The organism is Draconibacterium halophilum, assembly GCF_010448835.1.
GTDB classification, from domain to species: Bacteria; Bacteroidota; Bacteroidia; order Bacteroidales; family Prolixibacteraceae; genus Draconibacterium; species Draconibacterium halophilum.
Map to the genome: position 1 here is coordinate 3,063,082 of NZ_CP048409.1, position 16,870 is coordinate 3,079,951.

General features: G+C 39.6%; 16 protein-coding genes. 6 read left to right on the forward strand and 10 right to left on the reverse strand.

From position 1 onward, the window contains the following. Window positions 1–102: 102 nt before the first annotated feature. The 5 genes from G0Q07_RS12305 to G0Q07_RS12325 all read right to left on the reverse strand — a co-directional run bounded on the left by G0Q07_RS12305 (window position 103) and on the right by G0Q07_RS12325 (window position 4,402). On the reverse strand, window positions 103–303 hold the full coding sequence (locus tag G0Q07_RS12305) for a hypothetical protein (RefSeq protein WP_163346369.1): 201 nt from the start codon (window positions 301–303) through the stop codon (window positions 103–105). A gap of 19 nt (window positions 304–322) precedes the next feature. Then, window positions 323–988: a redox-sensing transcriptional repressor Rex gene (locus G0Q07_RS12310; RefSeq protein WP_163346370.1), complete on the reverse strand. Its 666-nt coding sequence runs from the start codon at window positions 986–988 to the stop codon at window positions 323–325. A 238-nt stretch (window positions 989–1,226) separates the two neighbouring features. After that, window positions 1,227–2,231, reverse strand: a complete 1,005-nt coding sequence (locus G0Q07_RS12315; protein WP_163346371.1) for a Gfo/Idh/MocA family protein — start codon at window positions 2,229–2,231, stop codon at window positions 1,227–1,229. Between the two features lie 69 nt (window positions 2,232–2,300). Further along, window positions 2,301–3,530, reverse strand: coding sequence for a class 1 isoprenoid biosynthesis enzyme (locus G0Q07_RS12320; RefSeq protein WP_163346372.1), 1,230 nt, complete (start codon window positions 3,528–3,530; stop codon window positions 2,301–2,303). A 161-nt stretch (window positions 3,531–3,691) separates the two neighbouring features. Further along, window positions 3,692–4,402 carry a YebC/PmpR family DNA-binding transcriptional regulator gene (locus G0Q07_RS12325; protein ID WP_163346373.1) on the reverse strand — a complete coding sequence of 237 codons (711 nt, stop codon included), beginning with the start codon at window positions 4,400–4,402 and terminating at the stop codon, window positions 3,692–3,694. On the opposite strand from G0Q07_RS12325, the gene G0Q07_RS21070 reads away from it, so the two are divergent. Beyond that, a complete protein-coding gene (locus G0Q07_RS21070; protein WP_262887964.1) occupies window positions 4,401–4,532 on the forward strand; it encodes a hypothetical protein in 132 nt (43 codons plus the stop codon). The two genes, G0Q07_RS12325 and G0Q07_RS21070, sit on opposite strands and share 2 nt — an antisense overlap. Before the next feature lie 25 nt (window positions 4,533–4,557). On the opposite strand, the gene G0Q07_RS21075 is transcribed toward G0Q07_RS21070, so the two are convergent. Both G0Q07_RS21075 and G0Q07_RS12330 read right to left on the reverse strand, forming a co-directional pair. Next, on the reverse strand, window positions 4,558–4,686 hold the full coding sequence (locus G0Q07_RS21075; protein WP_262887965.1) for a hypothetical protein: 129 nt from the start codon (window positions 4,684–4,686) through the stop codon (window positions 4,558–4,560). Further along, on the reverse strand, window positions 4,683–6,116 hold the full coding sequence (locus G0Q07_RS12330; protein WP_246222896.1) for a RapZ C-terminal domain-containing protein: 1,434 nt from the start codon (window positions 6,114–6,116) through the stop codon (window positions 4,683–4,685). The genes G0Q07_RS21075 and G0Q07_RS12330 overlap by 4 nt, the downstream gene beginning before the upstream one ends. Window positions 6,117–6,198: 82 nt before the next feature. On the opposite strand from G0Q07_RS12330, the gene G0Q07_RS12335 reads away from it, so the two are divergent. Further along, window positions 6,199–6,888: a YdcF family protein gene (locus G0Q07_RS12335; RefSeq protein ID WP_163346374.1), complete on the forward strand. Its 690-nt coding sequence runs from the start codon at window positions 6,199–6,201 to the stop codon at window positions 6,886–6,888. Between the two features lie 3 nt (window positions 6,889–6,891). Here the strand turns inward: G0Q07_RS12335 and G0Q07_RS12340 are convergent, their stop codons facing one another. Then, window positions 6,892–8,658, reverse strand: a complete 1,767-nt coding sequence (locus G0Q07_RS12340) for a M28 family peptidase (RefSeq protein ID WP_163346375.1) — start codon at window positions 8,656–8,658, stop codon at window positions 6,892–6,894. Window positions 8,659–8,823: 165 nt separating this feature from the next. Here G0Q07_RS12340 and G0Q07_RS12345 point away from each other — a divergent pair, with 165 nt between their 5' ends. The 4 genes from G0Q07_RS12345 to G0Q07_RS12360 are packed head-to-tail and all read left to right on the forward strand — an operon-like array spanning window position 8,824 to window position 14,188. Beyond that, window positions 8,824–10,911, forward strand: a complete 2,088-nt coding sequence (locus G0Q07_RS12345; RefSeq protein WP_163346376.1) for a hypothetical protein — start codon at window positions 8,824–8,826, stop codon at window positions 10,909–10,911. A 17-nt stretch (window positions 10,912–10,928) separates the two neighbouring features. Continuing rightward, window positions 10,929–11,981: a DUF6340 family protein gene (locus G0Q07_RS12350; RefSeq protein ID WP_163346377.1), complete on the forward strand. Its 1,053-nt coding sequence runs from the start codon at window positions 10,929–10,931 to the stop codon at window positions 11,979–11,981. Next, the gene (locus G0Q07_RS12355) at window positions 11,978–12,997 is read left to right on the forward strand and encodes a DUF6340 family protein (RefSeq protein WP_163346378.1); all 1,020 of its coding nucleotides are present in this window, start codon (window positions 11,978–11,980) and stop codon (window positions 12,995–12,997) included. Before G0Q07_RS12350 ends, G0Q07_RS12355 begins: the two co-directional genes overlap by 4 nt. Before the next feature lie 3 nt (window positions 12,998–13,000). Further along, complete coding sequence (locus G0Q07_RS12360) at window positions 13,001–14,188, forward strand: DUF6340 family protein (protein ID WP_163346379.1); 1,188 nt, start codon at window positions 13,001–13,003, stop codon at window positions 14,186–14,188. Window positions 14,189–14,345: 157 nt separating this feature from the next. Here the strand turns inward: G0Q07_RS12360 and G0Q07_RS12365 are convergent, their stop codons facing one another. Next, window positions 14,346–15,182 (reverse strand): CvfB family protein, encoded by an 837-nt coding sequence (locus tag G0Q07_RS12365; RefSeq protein ID WP_163346380.1) that lies wholly within the window; start codon window positions 15,180–15,182, stop codon window positions 14,346–14,348. A gap of 11 nt (window positions 15,183–15,193) precedes the next feature. Beyond that, window positions 15,194–16,849 carry a DNA repair protein RecN gene (gene recN, locus G0Q07_RS12370; RefSeq protein ID WP_163346381.1) on the reverse strand — a complete coding sequence of 552 codons (1,656 nt, stop codon included), beginning with the start codon at window positions 16,847–16,849 and terminating at the stop codon, window positions 15,194–15,196. Window positions 16,850–16,870: the final 21 nt, after the last annotated feature.

The following is a 16,870-nucleotide window of genomic DNA, read 5'->3' on the forward strand; positions in this document are numbered from 1 at the left end:
TGTTTGAGTGTTTTCACAGGTGTATACCAGACGAATTTGTAAACCCGATCAATGGTCAATTAAAAGAAATTAATTCTGGTAGTGACAGAAAATAAAGAGCAATTAAATAGTTTGCCAGCGGGTAGTTAAGTTATAGTTCTGCGCATACTCTTCTCTCTCCTTTTCTTCGTTTGTAGCGTTGAGTTCATTTTCCAAATTTTGAAGCTCAACACATGCATGATTAATGTCATTATTTTCATCTTTAAAGAATTTTTTCTTTATTCTATCAAATGCACATCTAAAGATTAAATTAAACTTTTTCATGTTTTTAGTTTTTTTTGAATTATTTCTTTGAATCGTTTAACCGTTGCAACAAAACCGCAGCGAATGAACTCATCGATGTATTTTGAATTATTATATGATCAGGCAAATCCAATATTTCATGTGTGAAATTCCAGATCGCTTTCACTCCACAGTTTACCAAATCTTCTGCTACCTCCTGCGCCACATTATTTGGGGTGGTTAAAATGGCAATTTCAACATCCAGCCGGTTCGACAAATGGAACAACTTGCTATACTCCAAAACCGGTGTGTTTCCAATGTGTTGCCCTATCTTGGTTTCATCTACATCAAATGCTGCTATCACTTTCAGTCCCAGCGTTTGATGCTCCTGATAGGCCATAAGTGCAGATCCCAAATTACCCGCGCCAACAAGAAAAGCCTCATTTACATGATTGAATCCCAAAAAGTCTTCAAGCGCATGACACAGTTCATAAGTATTGTACCCTACTCTGGGTTTTCCTTTCACGCCGGTAACAGCCAAATCTTTTACCACCTGTGTTGGATCGCACTTTAGTTCTTTTCCAATTGAAGGTGCCGAAATATTCATCACACCCTGCTCGCGAACTTTTTCAAGAAAAAATAAATAACCCGGCAACCTTCTTAAAGTCGGTTCCGGTACTTGTTTTCTATTTTTTCTTAATGCGATCACTTTTGTAGCTTTTGTCATTTAATTCACTTTAAATATAGTTATAATTCAATTTAGAGAATTTTTTCTTTATTCCACTTGTGCAATTATTCATCAAATGTTAACATATAAATCGTACTGATTTTCAATTGCAAAGAGCAGTTTGCAATTTGAACGGATTGATGTAAAATTCTTTGTGCATAATCTCTAAATTGTGAAAGATTGAGCTGCCGAATTGAAAATACAATTGGGAGCTAAGTACAACTAGAATTTACAATCTTTAGTAAAACAGCTTTTCGTCATGATCAGGAAAAAATATCCCTGCATCGATTCGAATACGATCAAGGGTTTTAATCAAATCTTCGCTCATTTTCCAGGTCATTTTCGGACTTTCAATTAATTCGGCATCCAAACACTCCATTACGTGCTTGGCTTCATACTGGTAGCCTGCTCCTTCTTTTGTTTCGTTTGGAATTAACTGTTGCTCGTCGCCGTCCTTCCAAACCGTTAAATCAGTTGGAGTAAACCAACGAGGGTGCAATATCACATATCCGTTTTCGCAGCAAAATTCGCTTTGAACCGGCGAATGCACAGCAAAACTGGAAGAAAGACTGGCCATCTCTCCATTTTTATATTTAAAAATCAGTTGAATACTTTCCTCGCTTCCGGTGGGACTGAAATCTGCGGAAGACTTTATCAGATCAGGAACTCCTAAAGTTGATAAAGCCGCAAAAACGGGGTAGATTCCAATGTCAAGAAGCGATCCGCCGCCCAGTTTCACATTATACAGACGTTTATCTTCGTTGAATTCAGCGTTAAATGCAAAATCAGAACGAACCATTTTCAACTTACCCAGTTCACCCGAATTTATGATTTCAAGTGCTTTTTGATAACTCGGCTGAAACATCGTCCAGAAAGCTTCCATAAGAAATATATTGTTCTCCTTTGCACATTCAATCATTTGCGCTACTTCGTGCTGATTCATGGCAAAAGCTTTTTCACAAAGAACTGCCTTTTTATGTGTCAGACACAACATAGTATGCTCAAAATGATGTGAATGTGGCGTTGCTATATAAACCACGTCAACGTTAGTATCCTCAACCATTTCGGAGTAACTTCCATAGGCTTTTTCAAATCCCAGATCGTTGGCAAAATCCTGTGCCCGGTTTAAATCGCGCGAAGCCGCAGCATAAAGCCTGGCGTTTGGCAACAGTTTCAGATCGTTAACAAACTTATTGGCAATTTTACCACATCCTAATACTGCCCAGTTATATATTTTACTCATGATTTATTTATTTAGTTTGAAGGCTAAATGTACAAACTAAATAAACAATTGAAAAAACCAGAATCGATTTTAACTTACTTCCATTTTGGATTTTGACGAATCGAAATATTTTTGAAATAGTGCAAATCGTTGCGACTTACTTTGTGTGCGTTTTTTTCGCAAATATGAGAAATGTAAGGGTGAGACTTTTTCAATTTCTATCAAATACGTTTTGCTGTACCATGTGTGATTTAAACCTACCGATTCAACAATCATGGTTTCTATGCTCCGATTCATCAAGCCTAAAAAATTGTCGCTTTTTACACCTCTAAAACAGCGCATTTCTTCCAAAGCCAATCGCCCAAAATGAATGGTTTTATTTACAAATCTTCCCAAATCCTTTTCCTCTAAACAGGAGAATATGGTTTTAGTAAAAGCCAATGAATCTTCCCGAACATCCTGAATATCGTCGAGCAATTGCAAATAAATTCCGTAACCGAACAGCGCTTGTTCCTGTTCACTGCTCATTTTTCCTGCTACAAGGTAACCGTCGGCCAGAACTGAAGCTCCTCCTTTTTCAAAACAAATGTTACAGATCTCATCATTAGACAATCCGTTGTCTGCCATCATTTTCAGACTATTGGTTTGCCCCTGTTGAATGGCATATAAACTTTCATACACCTCAGGAAAATTCTCGCGAGGAAACTCTTCCTCAAACATGCTGATTAAGCGGAATAATTGCTGTTCGGTATGATTTACAGCCTCAACATGCACACCCCTTAAACGGCGATCAAAACGTTCCGAAAACGCTAGTTTCTCATCAGTATCAATCTCCGGATCATCAAGTAAATTATCGCTGTACGGATAAATCATTGAATAGGCAAAAACCGAAGGAGTGATCGTCACCGGTTTTTCAGCCATTAACTGAAGGCCATTCATAATCCATACATTTCTCATTCCCTGATAAATATCCTCCGGTGTTAATTCGGGGCCAAATGCACGCGCACGATAGAAAAAATCTTTCGATACATCTTTAAACTCTTCTGACAGGATAATTTCAAGGTGCCCCGGATCAAAATCAAAAACAGTCTCCAGAAACGATCTGAACATTGGGAAAAACGACTTTGCCGGATCATTCTTTATCTGTTGTACTTTACTAACATTCTGCAGCTCTTTCAGCTTTTTCTGAAAGCCGTCGAAATTGCGCTCGTGAGCTAATTTTTCTTGTGCAGAATAAGTATTCGGGAATATCGGAAAAGTCTCGGGACTTCGCTCCCACATTTCTTTAAAATGGTCAATGTAATCCTGAACAGGTAACATAAATCTTTGTTTTCCCCGAAAATAGGTGATCCAAAAGAAATGCCGGCAATTTATTAGATGATCGGGTGTTTTTTGCGGGTTAAATGGGTTTCTGAAACTGTAAGTATCATTTCAAAGGATTTAACGAACTTTGTTCCGTTTGAAATGATACTTACAATTTGCTATGCAATATTGGTATAAACAGCCTGAACGTCTTCGTCCTCCTCCATTCTATCCAACATTTTCTCAATTTCTTCCATCTGTTCTTCAGTAAATTCTACCGGAGTAGTTGGAATACGTTGTAATTCTGCTTTTTTAACATCAATATTAAGTTCTTCAAACTTATGAGCCATGTCGCTAAAACTGGTGTATTCGCCATAAGCATAATACGTTCCTTCATTTTCCTCAATTTCATCAAGACCGGAGTCAATCAACTCCAGCTCAATCTCTTCCAGCTCCATTCCTTCCGGCATTTCAAACTCGAAAACAGCTTTTCTCGAAAACATAAATTCTAATGAACCGTTGGGAACCTGACCACCACCTGCTTTATTAAAATAACTTTTAACATTAGCTACTGTACGGGTGGTGTTATCGGTTGCTGCCTCAACAAAAACCAATACACCGTGCGGACCTTTTCCTTCATAGGTAGTTTCAATATATGCCGCCGCATCTTTTCCCGCCGCACGTTTAATTGCCGCATCAATATTTGTCTTGGGCATATTTTGCGCTTTGGCATTCATTATTGCCGTACGCAGAGCTGGATTTAAATCCGCTTCAGGCCCACCTTCTTTTGCTGCAATGGTTATTTTCTTCGAAAGTTTCGGAAAAACTCTCGACATTTTATCCCAGCGTTTCTCCTTCGCTGCCCTCCGGTATTCAAATGCTCTTCCCATGAATAAGTCTGTTATGAAATTTTGTGCGAAAATAAATACAGAAAACCTAATTACCAAAAACCGCGATGGTGTTTTTACCGTTATTCGGGTTCTGGGAACAATTTACTGGGTAATTATTGTTTTATATTAAAAGCTAGAATTGTAGCACAATTGAATCAACCAGAAATCTTTTTCGGTTTACAAACTTTATCTTCTTTTTTTACTTTGGCGCCACATTTTTTGCAGCTGTATTTTGGATCTTCTTTGTCTTCGAATCCCTTTTTCTTACATGCTTTTTTACTCATCTCCAATTTTCCTGTTCACGATGTACTACAACAACATTCACAGGATAATTGTTTTGCAAATATTCACCAATTTTCTCGGCAGAATACACCGATCGGTGCTGTCCTCCGGTACAACCAAAGCCAATCGAAAGGTGTGTAAAACCGCGCTCGAGATATACTTTTACCGATTGATCGACAAATACTTTTGCCGCATCAACGAAAAGCCTGATCTCCGATTTTTGCTCCAGGAATTCCTGAACCGCCATATCTTTTCCGCTAAGCTTTTTGTACTCTTCGTAGCGCCCCGGGTTATTAATAGCGCGACAATCGAAAACATGGCCACCACCATTTCCCGACGGATCTTCAGGATAACCTTTTTTATACGAGAAACTTGTAATTCGCACAGTAAGATTCGATTTTTCCTGCCCGATTTCTTTTAAAACTTCGGAATGAGTAAGCTGCTTTAATACGCCAACCAGCTCGGGCAAATCAACCGGTAATTTTAAGTCGGCCAGCAAAACTTCCAGATTTTTTAATGCGTAAGGAATACTTTTTAGGAAATGCTCTTTTTTCTCGTAAAAGCCACGAAATCCGTATGCTCCCATCGCCTGCATAATTCGTATCAGCACAAAACCTTTAAAATAACCGGAGAACTTCTCTTCATCAACTTTCATATATTTCTTCAGTTCCGAAATATAAAAGTTATAAAGTTGCGTGCGTACACTTTCAGGTATATCGGCCTTGCCATCGTAAAGCAACGAAGCCAAATCGTATTGCAGTGCGCCCAAACGACCGCCCTGGTAGTCAATAAAATACACATCGTCGTCTTTTAACATGACGTTGCGCGACTGAAAATCGCGGTATAGGAAATAGTTGGAACTTGCACTCAGTAAATAGTTGCTAAACAACTGAAAATCATCTTCAAGTGCCTGTTCATCGAATTGTATTTTTGCCAACTTCAGAAAATAGTATTTGAAATAATTCAAATCCCACATCATCGATTGTTTATCGAATGCTTCGCGCGGATAACAAACCGAGTAATCCATTTCCTTTCCGGCGATAATCTGGATTTTTGGCAGCGCCTGAAGCACTTTTTTGTACACCGAAATTATATTCTCAGAAAACCCTTCCTCTTCACGCGTTTTTGTCAGAAATTCAAAAAGTGTGGTATTGCCCAGATCTTCCAGCAAGTACTTTTTCAAATCGGAGCTAACAGCATACACTTTCGGCACTTTTACTCCTTTGTTGTAAAAATGGTTACTGAACGAAAGAAAAGCAGTGTTCTCTTTTACATCGTTATTTGTGGCTCCGATTACGGTTCTGTTTTCGCTTCCCAAACGGCAATATTGGCGGTATGATCCCGACTGCGGCAACAGTTCAAACCGTACAACTTTTTCGTTAAAATGACTCTCAAAGAGTTGGATTATTTCGTTTTTTTCTGAAGTATTCAATGATCGAATTTTTAAATTAAACTTACATTTATAGTCTTAAACGCGAGCTATGTTCAAAACAAGATTCAAAAATATCTATTTTTTGAGATTACTACGAAGATTCTTTGTATTGATTGGAATTTTCTTTGTTGTTTGCCTCGGTTTTTCATTTACCGAGCAACCGTTTTGGGGCTATCACTGGCTGGGCACAAGCAAAGCAGAATTAAAATGGAAACCCAAAAGCATAATTTTACTGGGAGGCGGAGGAATGCCAAGCCAAAGCAACCTGATGCGCAGCTGGTACACCGAAAAAGCCGCAAAAACATTTCCCGAAGCCAAAGTAATTGTAGCCATGCCCGGTTTATTAAGCGACAGTTTAAGCACTCCGCAACTCATGAAATCGGAACTTGTTTTGAGAGGTATTCCCGCTGAACGGATTGCATTTGAACCCAAAGGGACAAACACCCGCTCGCAGGCTTTGGAATGCCAGGGAGTAATAAAAATGCAGGAATCCATTTTATTGGTTACTTCTCCGGAGCACATGCGACGCGCAGTTCTTGCTTTCCGCAAAGTTGGTTTTGAAAAAGTAAATGCTGTTCCTGCTTTTGAAAATGCAGCCGAAGCAGATTTGTCGTTTACCGACGATGAACTAGGCGGAAACTCAAGAATGATTCCGGATGTTGGCAACAACATGAACATGCGCTACCAAATGTGGAACCACTTAAAATATGAAATACTGATTGCCCGCGAACTGGTTGCACTCAGCTACTACAAACTTCGGGGCTGGATTTAGAACTTATAACTGAACGATTAAAACTGTTGGTTTTCCATCACGCAAAACATCAACAGAAATCGTTTCACCTGCTTCCAGTTTTTGCAGACGATCCATATACTCATATATATTACCGACCTTTTTCCCGTTGATGGCGATAATGATATCTCCATTTTTCATTCCGGCTGCATGGGCTGGTTTACCTTTTGACACAGCATCAACGCGCATTCCGCGTTTCTCAACACCGGCAAAATCAGGCATTACTCCCAAAGTAACTTTAAAACGTCCTCCCCTGCTGCGCTGAAATTTACTTCCGGCTTCCTGGAAAGTTAATTTTTTGGCACGGGTTACCACATCGTCGACCAATGCAGCGGAATAATCCATTACTTTTTGTGCGCCTTCAAAATTAATCAATTCGGCATCGTCCTGTGGTGTATGATAATCAGGATGTGCACCTGTAGAAATAAAAAATACCGGGATATCCTGCAGATAAAACGACGCATGATCCGATGGTCCGATTCCTTCGCCCGAAAGTGCCAACTGAAAACCGGGGTTCAGATCATTCAACAGCTGCTCTGTTTCTTTTGATGTTTTTGATCCGCCAATGCTCAGGCTTTGGCTTTCTTCATCTAATCGTCCGATCATATCAAAATTAAACATGCCTACCATTTTATCCGTTTTAACCGGCGGATTTGCAGTAAAAGATTTGGATCCCAAGAGTCCCATTTCTTCGGCGCCAAATGCCACAAAAATTACACTTCGTTTATTGCTTTTATCACCTGCCAATTTCTCTGCCAACTGAATTACTGTAGAAACTCCCGATGCATTATCATCTGCTCCGTTGTGAATAGCGACCGTGTCAATAGCTCGCGATCCGGAACCGGGTCCACCCATTCCCAAATGATCGTAATGAGCACCCAAAACCACGTATTCATCTTTTAAGGTTTCATCTGTTCCGGGCAAAAGCGCAGCCACATTTCTGGTAGTTGTTTCTTTTAATTCAACATTTACGGTTGTTTTTACCGTTGATGAAAGTTCCAGGTTTAAGCCTGCATTTTGTTCCAGCATTTCTGTTTCCAGTTTTTTAATGGTCTGGCCTTTGGATTTTAATATTTCGTTAGCCACTTCGCGTGTTACCTGAATAACAGGAATAGAAAAACGACTATTATTTTTATCGAAAAATAACGACGACAACTCATCTTCTTCGCTGAATTTTGTTCCCGCCACAAAAATAATTCCTGCGGCATTTTTATCCGATGCCTTTAATGCTTTTGCGCGCTCGCTTGAAAACTCGAGATAGGGACTGTTTGGATTATCAAGATCAGGATCACCCTGAAGTACCAAAATCCATTTTCCGCTTACATCAATTCCTTCAAAATCATTCCATTGCAACGAATCACGATCAACTTCCAATCCAAAACCGGCAAAAACAACTTCTGCTTCAACTGTTGTATTGGCTGAAAAAGCATAAGGCAAAAAGTCCTCTTCAACTTCGTAACTATTATCATTCACCTGCAACTGGTTTCCGTCAGCAATTTCGGCTGATGTTACCAGCTCAAATTCCTGAAACCCGTCATCGAACAAAAGCTCCAACCCTGCTGCCTCAAATTTTTCAACAATATACTGTGCCGCAAGCAAATCTCCCTGTTCACCTGATTTCCGGCCTTTTAGTGAATCGGAAGCCAGATAATTGATATTCTCGCGTATATCGTCAAGCGTTATCTCTTTATCGTATTTGGGGCCACACGATGCTACAATAAATACAAACGCAGCAAATACAAAATACTTCATAAACGGGAAATTTATTTTTGGTTTTGAGAACATCAAGGAATATTTTTGGTTTTATGTTTTGTACACACTTCTAAAGAATCGACAAATACATAGCAATAATAACGATAAAACGTGATATAAAAAAAGTAGATGTGTATATTTACCACATCGTAAAAAACAAACATTTTGATCTCATTCGGAATAAAATACTGGTTTATTTTGTTGCTCTCCATCACCGTTGCATCGGTAGGAGTTGTAGTTTTACTATATTACAAAAACAAAGCGTTAAAGGAGCTTTCAAAATTTCAGCGTAGTCTATTAATGATGTTAAGGTTTGTGGCTTTTTTCCTTATTGCCTTTTTGCTTTTATCGCCTTTTATCCGCAACCTGAAAAAAATAACCCAAAACCCTGTAATCATTACAGCCTGGGACAATTCAGGTTCAGTAGTTTCACATGCCGATTCTTTAGAGCTGGCCGAAGCCATAAGCGAAGAAAAAGCAGCAATTGAAAAGGAATTAGCAGCCGATTTTGAGTTGGTCAGCTATACTTTTGGCGAAGAACCACAAACCCAAAACGATTTAAATTTCAACGAAAAAGGATCGAATTACAGCGATTTGATTTCCACAATAACCAATAATCATTTTAACCAGAATATAGGAGCTTTAATTATTGTTGGCGACGGGATTTACAACCAGGGAAAAAATCCGTTGAATATGCTTGAGCAGGTGAGTTTCCCGATTTACACTATCGGACTTGGCGACACAACAGTTGTTGCTGATGCGCGCGTGCAAAACATCCGCGTTAACCGAACTGCTTTTTCGGGTAATAAATTTCCGGTGGAGGTAGACCTGCTATTTTCGAAACTTAAAAATACACCGCTAAAACTTTCTCTTTTTCAGGATAAAAAAGAATTGCAGAGTGTGATGATCACACCGTCGAATGATAACTTTTTCGATACAAAAGAGTTTGTTCTTGAAGCCGGTTCTGCAGGTTTGAAACACTACTCGCTGCAAATTCAGGCTGCGTCAAACGAACGAAACACAAAAAACAACAGTGCCGGCTTTGTTATTAATGTACTTGAGAACAAACAAAAAATACTAATAATTTCCAACGGATCGCACCCCGATATTGGCGCCATAAAAAATACACTCGATCAGCAAAAAACATACGAAGTTTCGATATTTACCGAAGAACCATATCCCAACGATATCAGCGATTACAACTTGCTTATTTTAAACCAGCTGCCAAGCACCGGTAAGTCGATGGCCGAAGTGATGGAAAAAGCGAATAGCAATCGTTTGCCCCTGCTTTTTATCGTCGGCAATCAAACATTTTTGCCGCAGCTAAATATTCTTGGTCAGGGTGCAAGCATTGAACCACTGGCAGGAAGCAGCGAAGAAGCACAACCGGTTTACAATTCAAACTATGCCACATTTAATTTCTCGGAAGAACTGATTGAGATTATTCCGCAGTTTCCGCCCGTGCAAGTACCGTTTGCTAATTTCGAGATGAATCCCGAATTTTCGCCGTTGTTATATCAAAAACTAAAAGGAATAAGTACATCGAAGCCACTTATCGCCACAGGTAAGCTGGAAGGCCAGAAACGAGGTTTTATTTTTGGAGAAGGAATTTGGCGCTGGCGACTGTTCGATTATTACCAAAACCAGGAACACGTCCATTTTAACGAACTTATAAATCAACTGGTACAGTACCTAGCTTTGCGCGAAAACGAGGATAATTTTATTGTCGAATTCAATCCTGTTTATACCGAAGTCGATGATGTGATTTTAACAGCTGAAGTTTATAATGATGCTTTTGAACGGATAAGTTCAGAAGAAGTAAACATCAAACTGCAAAACGAAAACGAAGACGAATTCAACCTGACTTTTGATGTGCAAGGAAAAAATTACTACCTCAATGCGGGACATCTGCCGCTGGGCGATTACTCTTTCTCGGCAGACGTAACAATTGGCAACGAGACCTTTACCGAAACAGGGAGTTTTACAGTAGTTCCTGTTAACGTTGAGAACATTATTACACAGGCAAACCATACCCTGCTCTACCAACTGGCCAATTTAAGTGGTGGTAAATTCTACCAGCCAACACAAGCCAACGAACTGGTTAACGAGTTGCAGGAAACCAGTAAATTAAAGGCCACAACTTACTTTCAGGAGATGGTAAATCAACTTATAAACCTTCGCTGGATATTTGTTGTTTTACTTCTACTGTTGAGTACGGAATGGTTTTTGAGAAAGTACTGGGGAATTTACTAAACAACATTCATTTTACGATGAGCATATTTAAACAAACTAATTACATTCTACTTGTTAGCATTGTTCTTTTGTCGTATGCTTGCAGTCCAACTAAGCGAATTTTGGTTGAGTTTCCGCAAAAGCCCAAAAACGAAATTTCGCAGGATGTTCAAAGCCTGCTTCTGGTAAACCGAACGGTTGATGGGAAATACAATGATCTCCCAACTGATTCGCTTCAAAAAATATTTTACCAGAAGGATTTTAACCTCGATACCACTATTTACGACCTCACTGCGGTTGATACCTCATTAAAAGCATTGGGTGAATTGCTTTTCGAATCCGGAAGATTTGATTACGTAATTCCGGAAGACCGTTTTTTAAACGCTGAGCAAAATGCTTTTTTCACCCAAACGATGAGTTGGGAGGAAGCACAGGAACTTTGCGACCTTTATCAAACCGATGCCGTTTTGTCGATGGATTTGTTCAAAACACGGGTAGTAACGGAACTTGCAGAAGAATCAATTTTTGATCCGAACGAGGGATTTTTCAGAACAGCAGTTGGTGCAAAAATGGTTATCGTATATAACGCATTATTTCGCCTCTACGACCCGCAACAAGAAAAAGTTTTAGCGCGGGAAGTAATTCAGGATACACTAATTTGGGAAGATTACGCACTTAGTGTACGAAATCTTTTCATGGATTTTACACCAGTTAAACAAGCGCTAACGGAAGCAGGAATTGCCGTTGCACTAGATTTTTCCGAAACCATTGGCACCCGTTGGCACAGAGACTACCGGATAATATTCGACAAAGGAAGTTCTGCATTAAAAAAGGCTGCCGCATTTACCGATGACGCAAACTGGACCAAAGCCATTGAAGCCTGGGAAACTATTGCAACAGGCTCCGGCTCAAAGAGAGAAAAAAGCAAGGCCCTGTTTAATTTAGCCACTGCTTGCGAAATTCGGGGAGATTTAGACTGCGCTATTGAATACGCGCTTGAATCTTACAATACAGCCTATCACCCCATCACTTATCAGTACCTCGAGCTTCTTGAAAGCCGGAAAAAACAACAGAAAAACAACACGAAATGAACCGACTAATCTTATTGACTTTACTTGTGCTGAGCACAGCTTCGTGCACGGTGTACAAAGATTACCCGATAGAAATTTATACGCCCGGTGAAATTGCTTATCCGGCCAATGCCGAGAATGTTGCCATTGTGTACCGGAATTTTAAATACAGCAGCGATTCGCTGGTTCATTATTATAAAGATGATTTTCGCTTAAAAAAAGCCAGACAAGATCCGAAAAACCTCGATAGTATTTTGGTAAATCTGTGCATGAGTGAGCTGGCAGAAAACCTAAAAGAGAAAAATGCTTTTAAAGAAATAAGAATCTTTCCCGAACTTTTCGAGCCACATAGCGGCCAAAAACTGCCTGCTTTAAACATGGAAATGGTTCAGCAATTGGCTACAAAAACCAATACCGATCTTGTTATTTCCCTGGAAACTTATTCTAGTTTTTATTCTGAATACTCATCAACTGCCGAAGTGCCAACAAAATCGAACGAGGTGATTACAGCAGCCGTTTGGGCAGTTTATAGTCCGTTCGAGCAACGCCTAATTGAGCGAAAAACAATGATCGATACCATTTTCTGGAACGGTTACGATGCCCAGGGAAATTATCAGCGAAATGCAAAATTGCCACCGAGAATTACCGCGCTGAAAATCGCTTCGCAAATGGTTGGTGAAAATTATTCAAAACGTTTCTTTGCATCGTGGGAGAACGTAAACCGGATGTATTCTGTTCCGCCGTTGCCCGATTTTGCGATGGCTGATGAATACGTTCAAAAGGGCGAATGGGATAATGCCATTATGCTTTGGAAGCGATACGCTGACGATAGTAACGGGAAAATGGCCATTAACGCCCGCTACAACCTGGCACTGGCCTACGAAATGAAAGACGATTTTGATACGGCCGAAAAATGGTTGAATGCAGCTCAGCAAATCGCAACAGACTACAACAGTAGAGAAGAACTGAAAATGATTTTTGAATATCGGGTACTCCTTGCAAAAAGAAAAAAGGATATTATGCGCCTAAACCAATAGCAAATGAAAAACCGCCCATTTTTTTTACTCAGCTTTTTAATGCTGGTTACTGCTTCGGCTTGCAATACGTTATACAATATAAAAACAATCGACATCGAGATTGTTGAACCTTCATCAATGAGTATTTCAACTGAATTCAGAAATATTGCCATACAATATAACAACGTTAATTCGTCGCCAAACAGCTACTTTAACCGATACGAAGAATTTGGGGAAAATAAAACAGAAGTTGAAAACTCGGACAGTATCGCCTCGCACATTTATTTCGAAAACTTTATTGCAAAAGTTAACAGCCAGGCATTTTTTGATACTCTAATTACACTCGATGAACATGATTACTCAACAGTGGCCGTTATTGATACAATTGATTATACCCCATATTTTAGTGAAGATTCCACATCAAGAAAAGTTTTATCGCCCGATCAAATTAACGTATTAAATTCAGGATATTTTCTGAAAAACAGTGTAAAACCAGTTCGCACCAAAAACGATTCTTTAATTATGCATCCTCAATTTGGATTGTACACTCCTGAACAACTTCAAAACATTCGAAATACTACCGGTGCCGACATGTTGCTTTCACTGGATTTTTTTGGAGCACTGGATGGCAGTTATTTTGATCGCAGACTTGAGTACGCCAACGAACAAGTAACCAACTGGACACAATGGAGCTTTTACGATCTTATTAACATGAAATATGTGTTGGCTTATTCCAAGATCGATACCGTTGGCTGGATGGAATATGCCATAAGCCAAAACAAGGCAACCACTGTTCTGCCTCCCCGCAACGATGCTATTTACAACGCAGCAGAAATATCTGCAGAGAATTATGCTCTGACACTTGTTCCTCATTGGGTTGAAGTACAGCGGATGTATTACAATTCGGGACATGTGGAACTGCAACAAGCCGATGAGCTTGTAGAGAATGGACAATGGCTGGAAGCGGCAAAATTATGGCGAAAGCAAACCAAGAATGAGAACGAAAACATTGTCGCTAAATGTATGTTCAATTTAGGCCTGGCTTGTGAGATGGAAGGAGATTTGGAGGCCGCTTTAGCCTGGGTTGTAAAATCGTATCATGTATTCGGCCAAAAAAATGAACTTCATGCCCAAAATTCCATGGAATACATCAGGCTCTTAAGTACACGGCAAGCCGACATGAAAATTCTGGAAAGACAATTTGGAGAGTAGTAAATTTCTAAAATTGAAATGGGTTAAAAGAAAAGAGGGAAACCACTGTTTCCCTCCATATTTAACCAAAAATCACAACATGAAAATATTGTTGTTTTAAATTTAGAACTTTTTGGTATAAAATTCCAAATATAAACTTATGTTTTTTAAAAGGTATTTAGCTTTTTAACATTTTAATCCCGTCAGAAGCGAAAGTAATCAGTCGTTTTTTATACAATCCACCTATCGCTTTCTTAAAGTTTTTCTTGCTGATACCAAACATCGCTTTAATCATTTCCGGCGACGATTTGTCCGATACAGCCATAAAACCACCATTTGCTTCCAGTTCTGCCAGTATCTTGTCTGAAATTGAATCAACTTTTTCGTAACCGGGTTCTTCCAAAAGCAGATCTATTTTCTCATCATCTCTTATTTTTGCAATAAATCCCTTAGTCTGGCTGCCAATTTCAAGTTTACGAAACACCTGGTTTTTATAAAGTATTCCGGTATGTTCCCGATTAATGATCGCTTTATAACCCAAATCCGTTTCTTCCAAAATCACCAAACTAACTTCCTGCCCCTTAGTGTATTCCGGCGGTGTATTATCAAGAAATTTATGCAGCTTGGCCGATGCTACAACCCGGTTAGTTAGCAAGTCGAGGTAAACGTATACCCAATAGCTGCCACCTTCCTGCATTTTACTACGCTGCTCGCTAAACGGCACCAACAAATCTTTTGCCAGTCCCCAGTCGAGAAATGCACCATATTTGGCTATTGCTTTTACTGCCAAACGGGCAAATTCACCAACCGTTGCCAAAGGTTTTTCAGTGGTAGCCACCAGGCGATCTTCCGAGTCAGTGTATACAAAAACCTCGGCAGATCCCTTTTCTTTCATGTCATCTTCAACATATTTCCGGGGCATTAAAATCTCGCCATGTTCCCCACCATCGAGGTACACACCATTGTCTGTTTCCCTGAGAATCTCAAGGGTATTAAATTTTCCTATTTCTGCCATGAGTGATTTTGTCAAATTCGCAACAGTTCTTCTGCCGCTTTAATTGTTGTTTCTGTAAGTTTCTCACCACCGACCATTTTGGCTAATTCTTCCACCCTTCCCTCTGCATCAAGGGCTTTTATTGAAGTGTAGGTTTTACCATTCTCTTCATGCTTAAATACACTGAAGTGCATATCGCCTTTTGCGGCAACCTGTGGCAAGTGCGTAATATTAATAATTTGCGTATTGGTAGAGAATGATTTTATTATCGTTCCCATTTTAAGCGCTATCTCGCCAGATACTCCCGTATCAATTTCATCAAATACGATTGTGGGCAGCGCTTTTGAATTGCGAAGTAAATTTTTTATAGCCAGCATCAATCGCGACATCTCACCACCAGAGGCAATTTTAGATATTTCATCGGGATCTGAATCAGAGTTTGCACTAAATAAAAATGAGATCTCGTCTTTACCCTCGGGCTGAAAATCCTCTAAATAGCTATGAACAACCTGCAATTTTGCATTATTCATTCCCAATTGATTCAAATCGCCAATCACCGAACTTTCAATCTTTTTGAAAGCCTTTTGCCGGGTTTTACTTAAACTCAATGCAAGCTTTTCAAGATCAGCCTTTTGAACGTCCAATTTGCCTTTTAGAGCTTCTATTTCATCATCGTAACCAACGGCCTTATTTATTTTCTGGTCAAATTCTTCACGCAGTGCAATTAATTCTGCTACCGTTGTTACATGGTGTTTTTGTTGTAACGAATACAATAAATTCAAGCGATCGTTTACCTCTTCAATTCTGGCGGGGTTAAACTCAACGCGTTCAGCCAGCATTTCCAGTTCCTGGTGAATATCACTTAACTCGATGGCGGCACTTTGCAAACGCCCTGCAAGACTTTCGGTATCTTTTAGGTAGCTGGTAACTTTTTCCAGCGTTCGATGACCATCTTTTACACTTTGCAATACTGAGAATGTTTCGCTATCCAGTAAGGTAACCGTTTCGCTTAGTGCTGTTTTAATTTCTTCAGCATGATTAAGCTGCTCCAATTCCAATTCCAGGTCTTCCTGTTCGGTTTCCTCCAAACTGGCTTCTTCCAGTTGCGTATACTGAAACTGAAAATAATCCAGATCGGCCTGTGCCTGTTCTGCATTTTCCTTCAATTGATCCAGCGCTTTCCTAGTGTTTTTATAGGCTGAAAACTGAGCCTTATATTTTGTTAAAGCATCCTTAGTTCCGGCAACCGAATCAACTAAATTCAACTGAAATTTCTGGTTGCTTAACTCCAGGTTTTGGTGTTGCGAATGAATATCAATCAATTGCAATCCCAACTCCCGCATTACTTTCAGGTTCACCGGGGTATCGTTTATAAAAGCTCTGGATTTTCCTGATGGTGTTATTTCCCGCCGCAAAATTGTGGAAGGATCGTAATCCAGATCGTAGGTTTCAAAAAAACGTTTTACGGAATAATTACTCACTTCAAACTGGCCTTCAACAATGCATTTTTTATCCTTCTCTTTCAGCACCGAAAGATCGGCCCGATTACCTAAAATCAAACTTAAAGCCCCCAGAATAATCGATTTACCCGCTCCGGTTTCTCCTGTTACCGTGTTTAAATTGGTGTGAAAATTAACCTGTAACTTATTTATCAGCGCGTAATTCGAAATGGATAATCTGGATAGCATAATGATAAAAGATCTTCATTA

Excerpts from the sequence above, each read along its gene's own strand:
- G0Q07_RS12340 (WP_163346375.1), bottom strand. The coding sequence starts at position 8,658 with ATGAAGTATTTTGTATTTGCTGCGTTTGTATTTATTGTAGCATCGTGT.
- G0Q07_RS21075 (WP_262887965.1), bottom strand. The coding sequence starts at position 4,686 with ATGAGTAAAAAAGCATGTAAGAAAAAGGGATTCGAAGACAAAGAAGAT.
- G0Q07_RS12320 (WP_163346372.1), bottom strand. The coding sequence starts at position 3,530 with ATGTTACCTGTTCAGGATTACATTGACCATTTTAAAGAAATGTGGGAG.
- G0Q07_RS12325 (WP_163346373.1), bottom strand. The coding sequence starts at position 4,402 with ATGGGAAGAGCATTTGAATACCGGAGGGCAGCGAAGGAGAAACGCTGG.
- G0Q07_RS12365 (WP_163346380.1), bottom strand. The coding sequence starts at position 15,182 with ATGGCAGAAATAGGAAAATTTAATACCCTTGAGATTCTCAGGGAAACA.
- G0Q07_RS12310 (WP_163346370.1), bottom strand. The coding sequence starts at position 988 with ATGACAAAAGCTACAAAAGTGATCGCATTAAGAAAAAATAGAAAACAA.
- G0Q07_RS12360 (WP_163346379.1), top strand. The coding sequence starts at position 13,001 with ATGAAAAACCGCCCATTTTTTTTACTCAGCTTTTTAATGCTGGTTACT.
- G0Q07_RS12305 (WP_163346369.1), bottom strand. The coding sequence starts at position 303 with ATGAAAAAGTTTAATTTAATCTTTAGATGTGCATTTGATAGAATAAAG.
- G0Q07_RS21070 (WP_262887964.1), top strand. The coding sequence starts at position 4,401 with ATGAATAAGTCTGTTATGAAATTTTGTGCGAAAATAAATACAGAAAAC.
- recN (WP_163346381.1), bottom strand. The coding sequence starts at position 16,849 with ATGCTATCCAGATTATCCATTTCGAATTACGCGCTGATAAATAAGTTA.
- G0Q07_RS12355 (WP_163346378.1), top strand. The coding sequence starts at position 11,978 with ATGAACCGACTAATCTTATTGACTTTACTTGTGCTGAGCACAGCTTCG.
- G0Q07_RS12315 (WP_163346371.1), bottom strand. The coding sequence starts at position 2,231 with ATGAGTAAAATATATAACTGGGCAGTATTAGGATGTGGTAAAATTGCC.
- G0Q07_RS12350 (WP_163346377.1), top strand. The coding sequence starts at position 10,929 with ATGAGCATATTTAAACAAACTAATTACATTCTACTTGTTAGCATTGTT.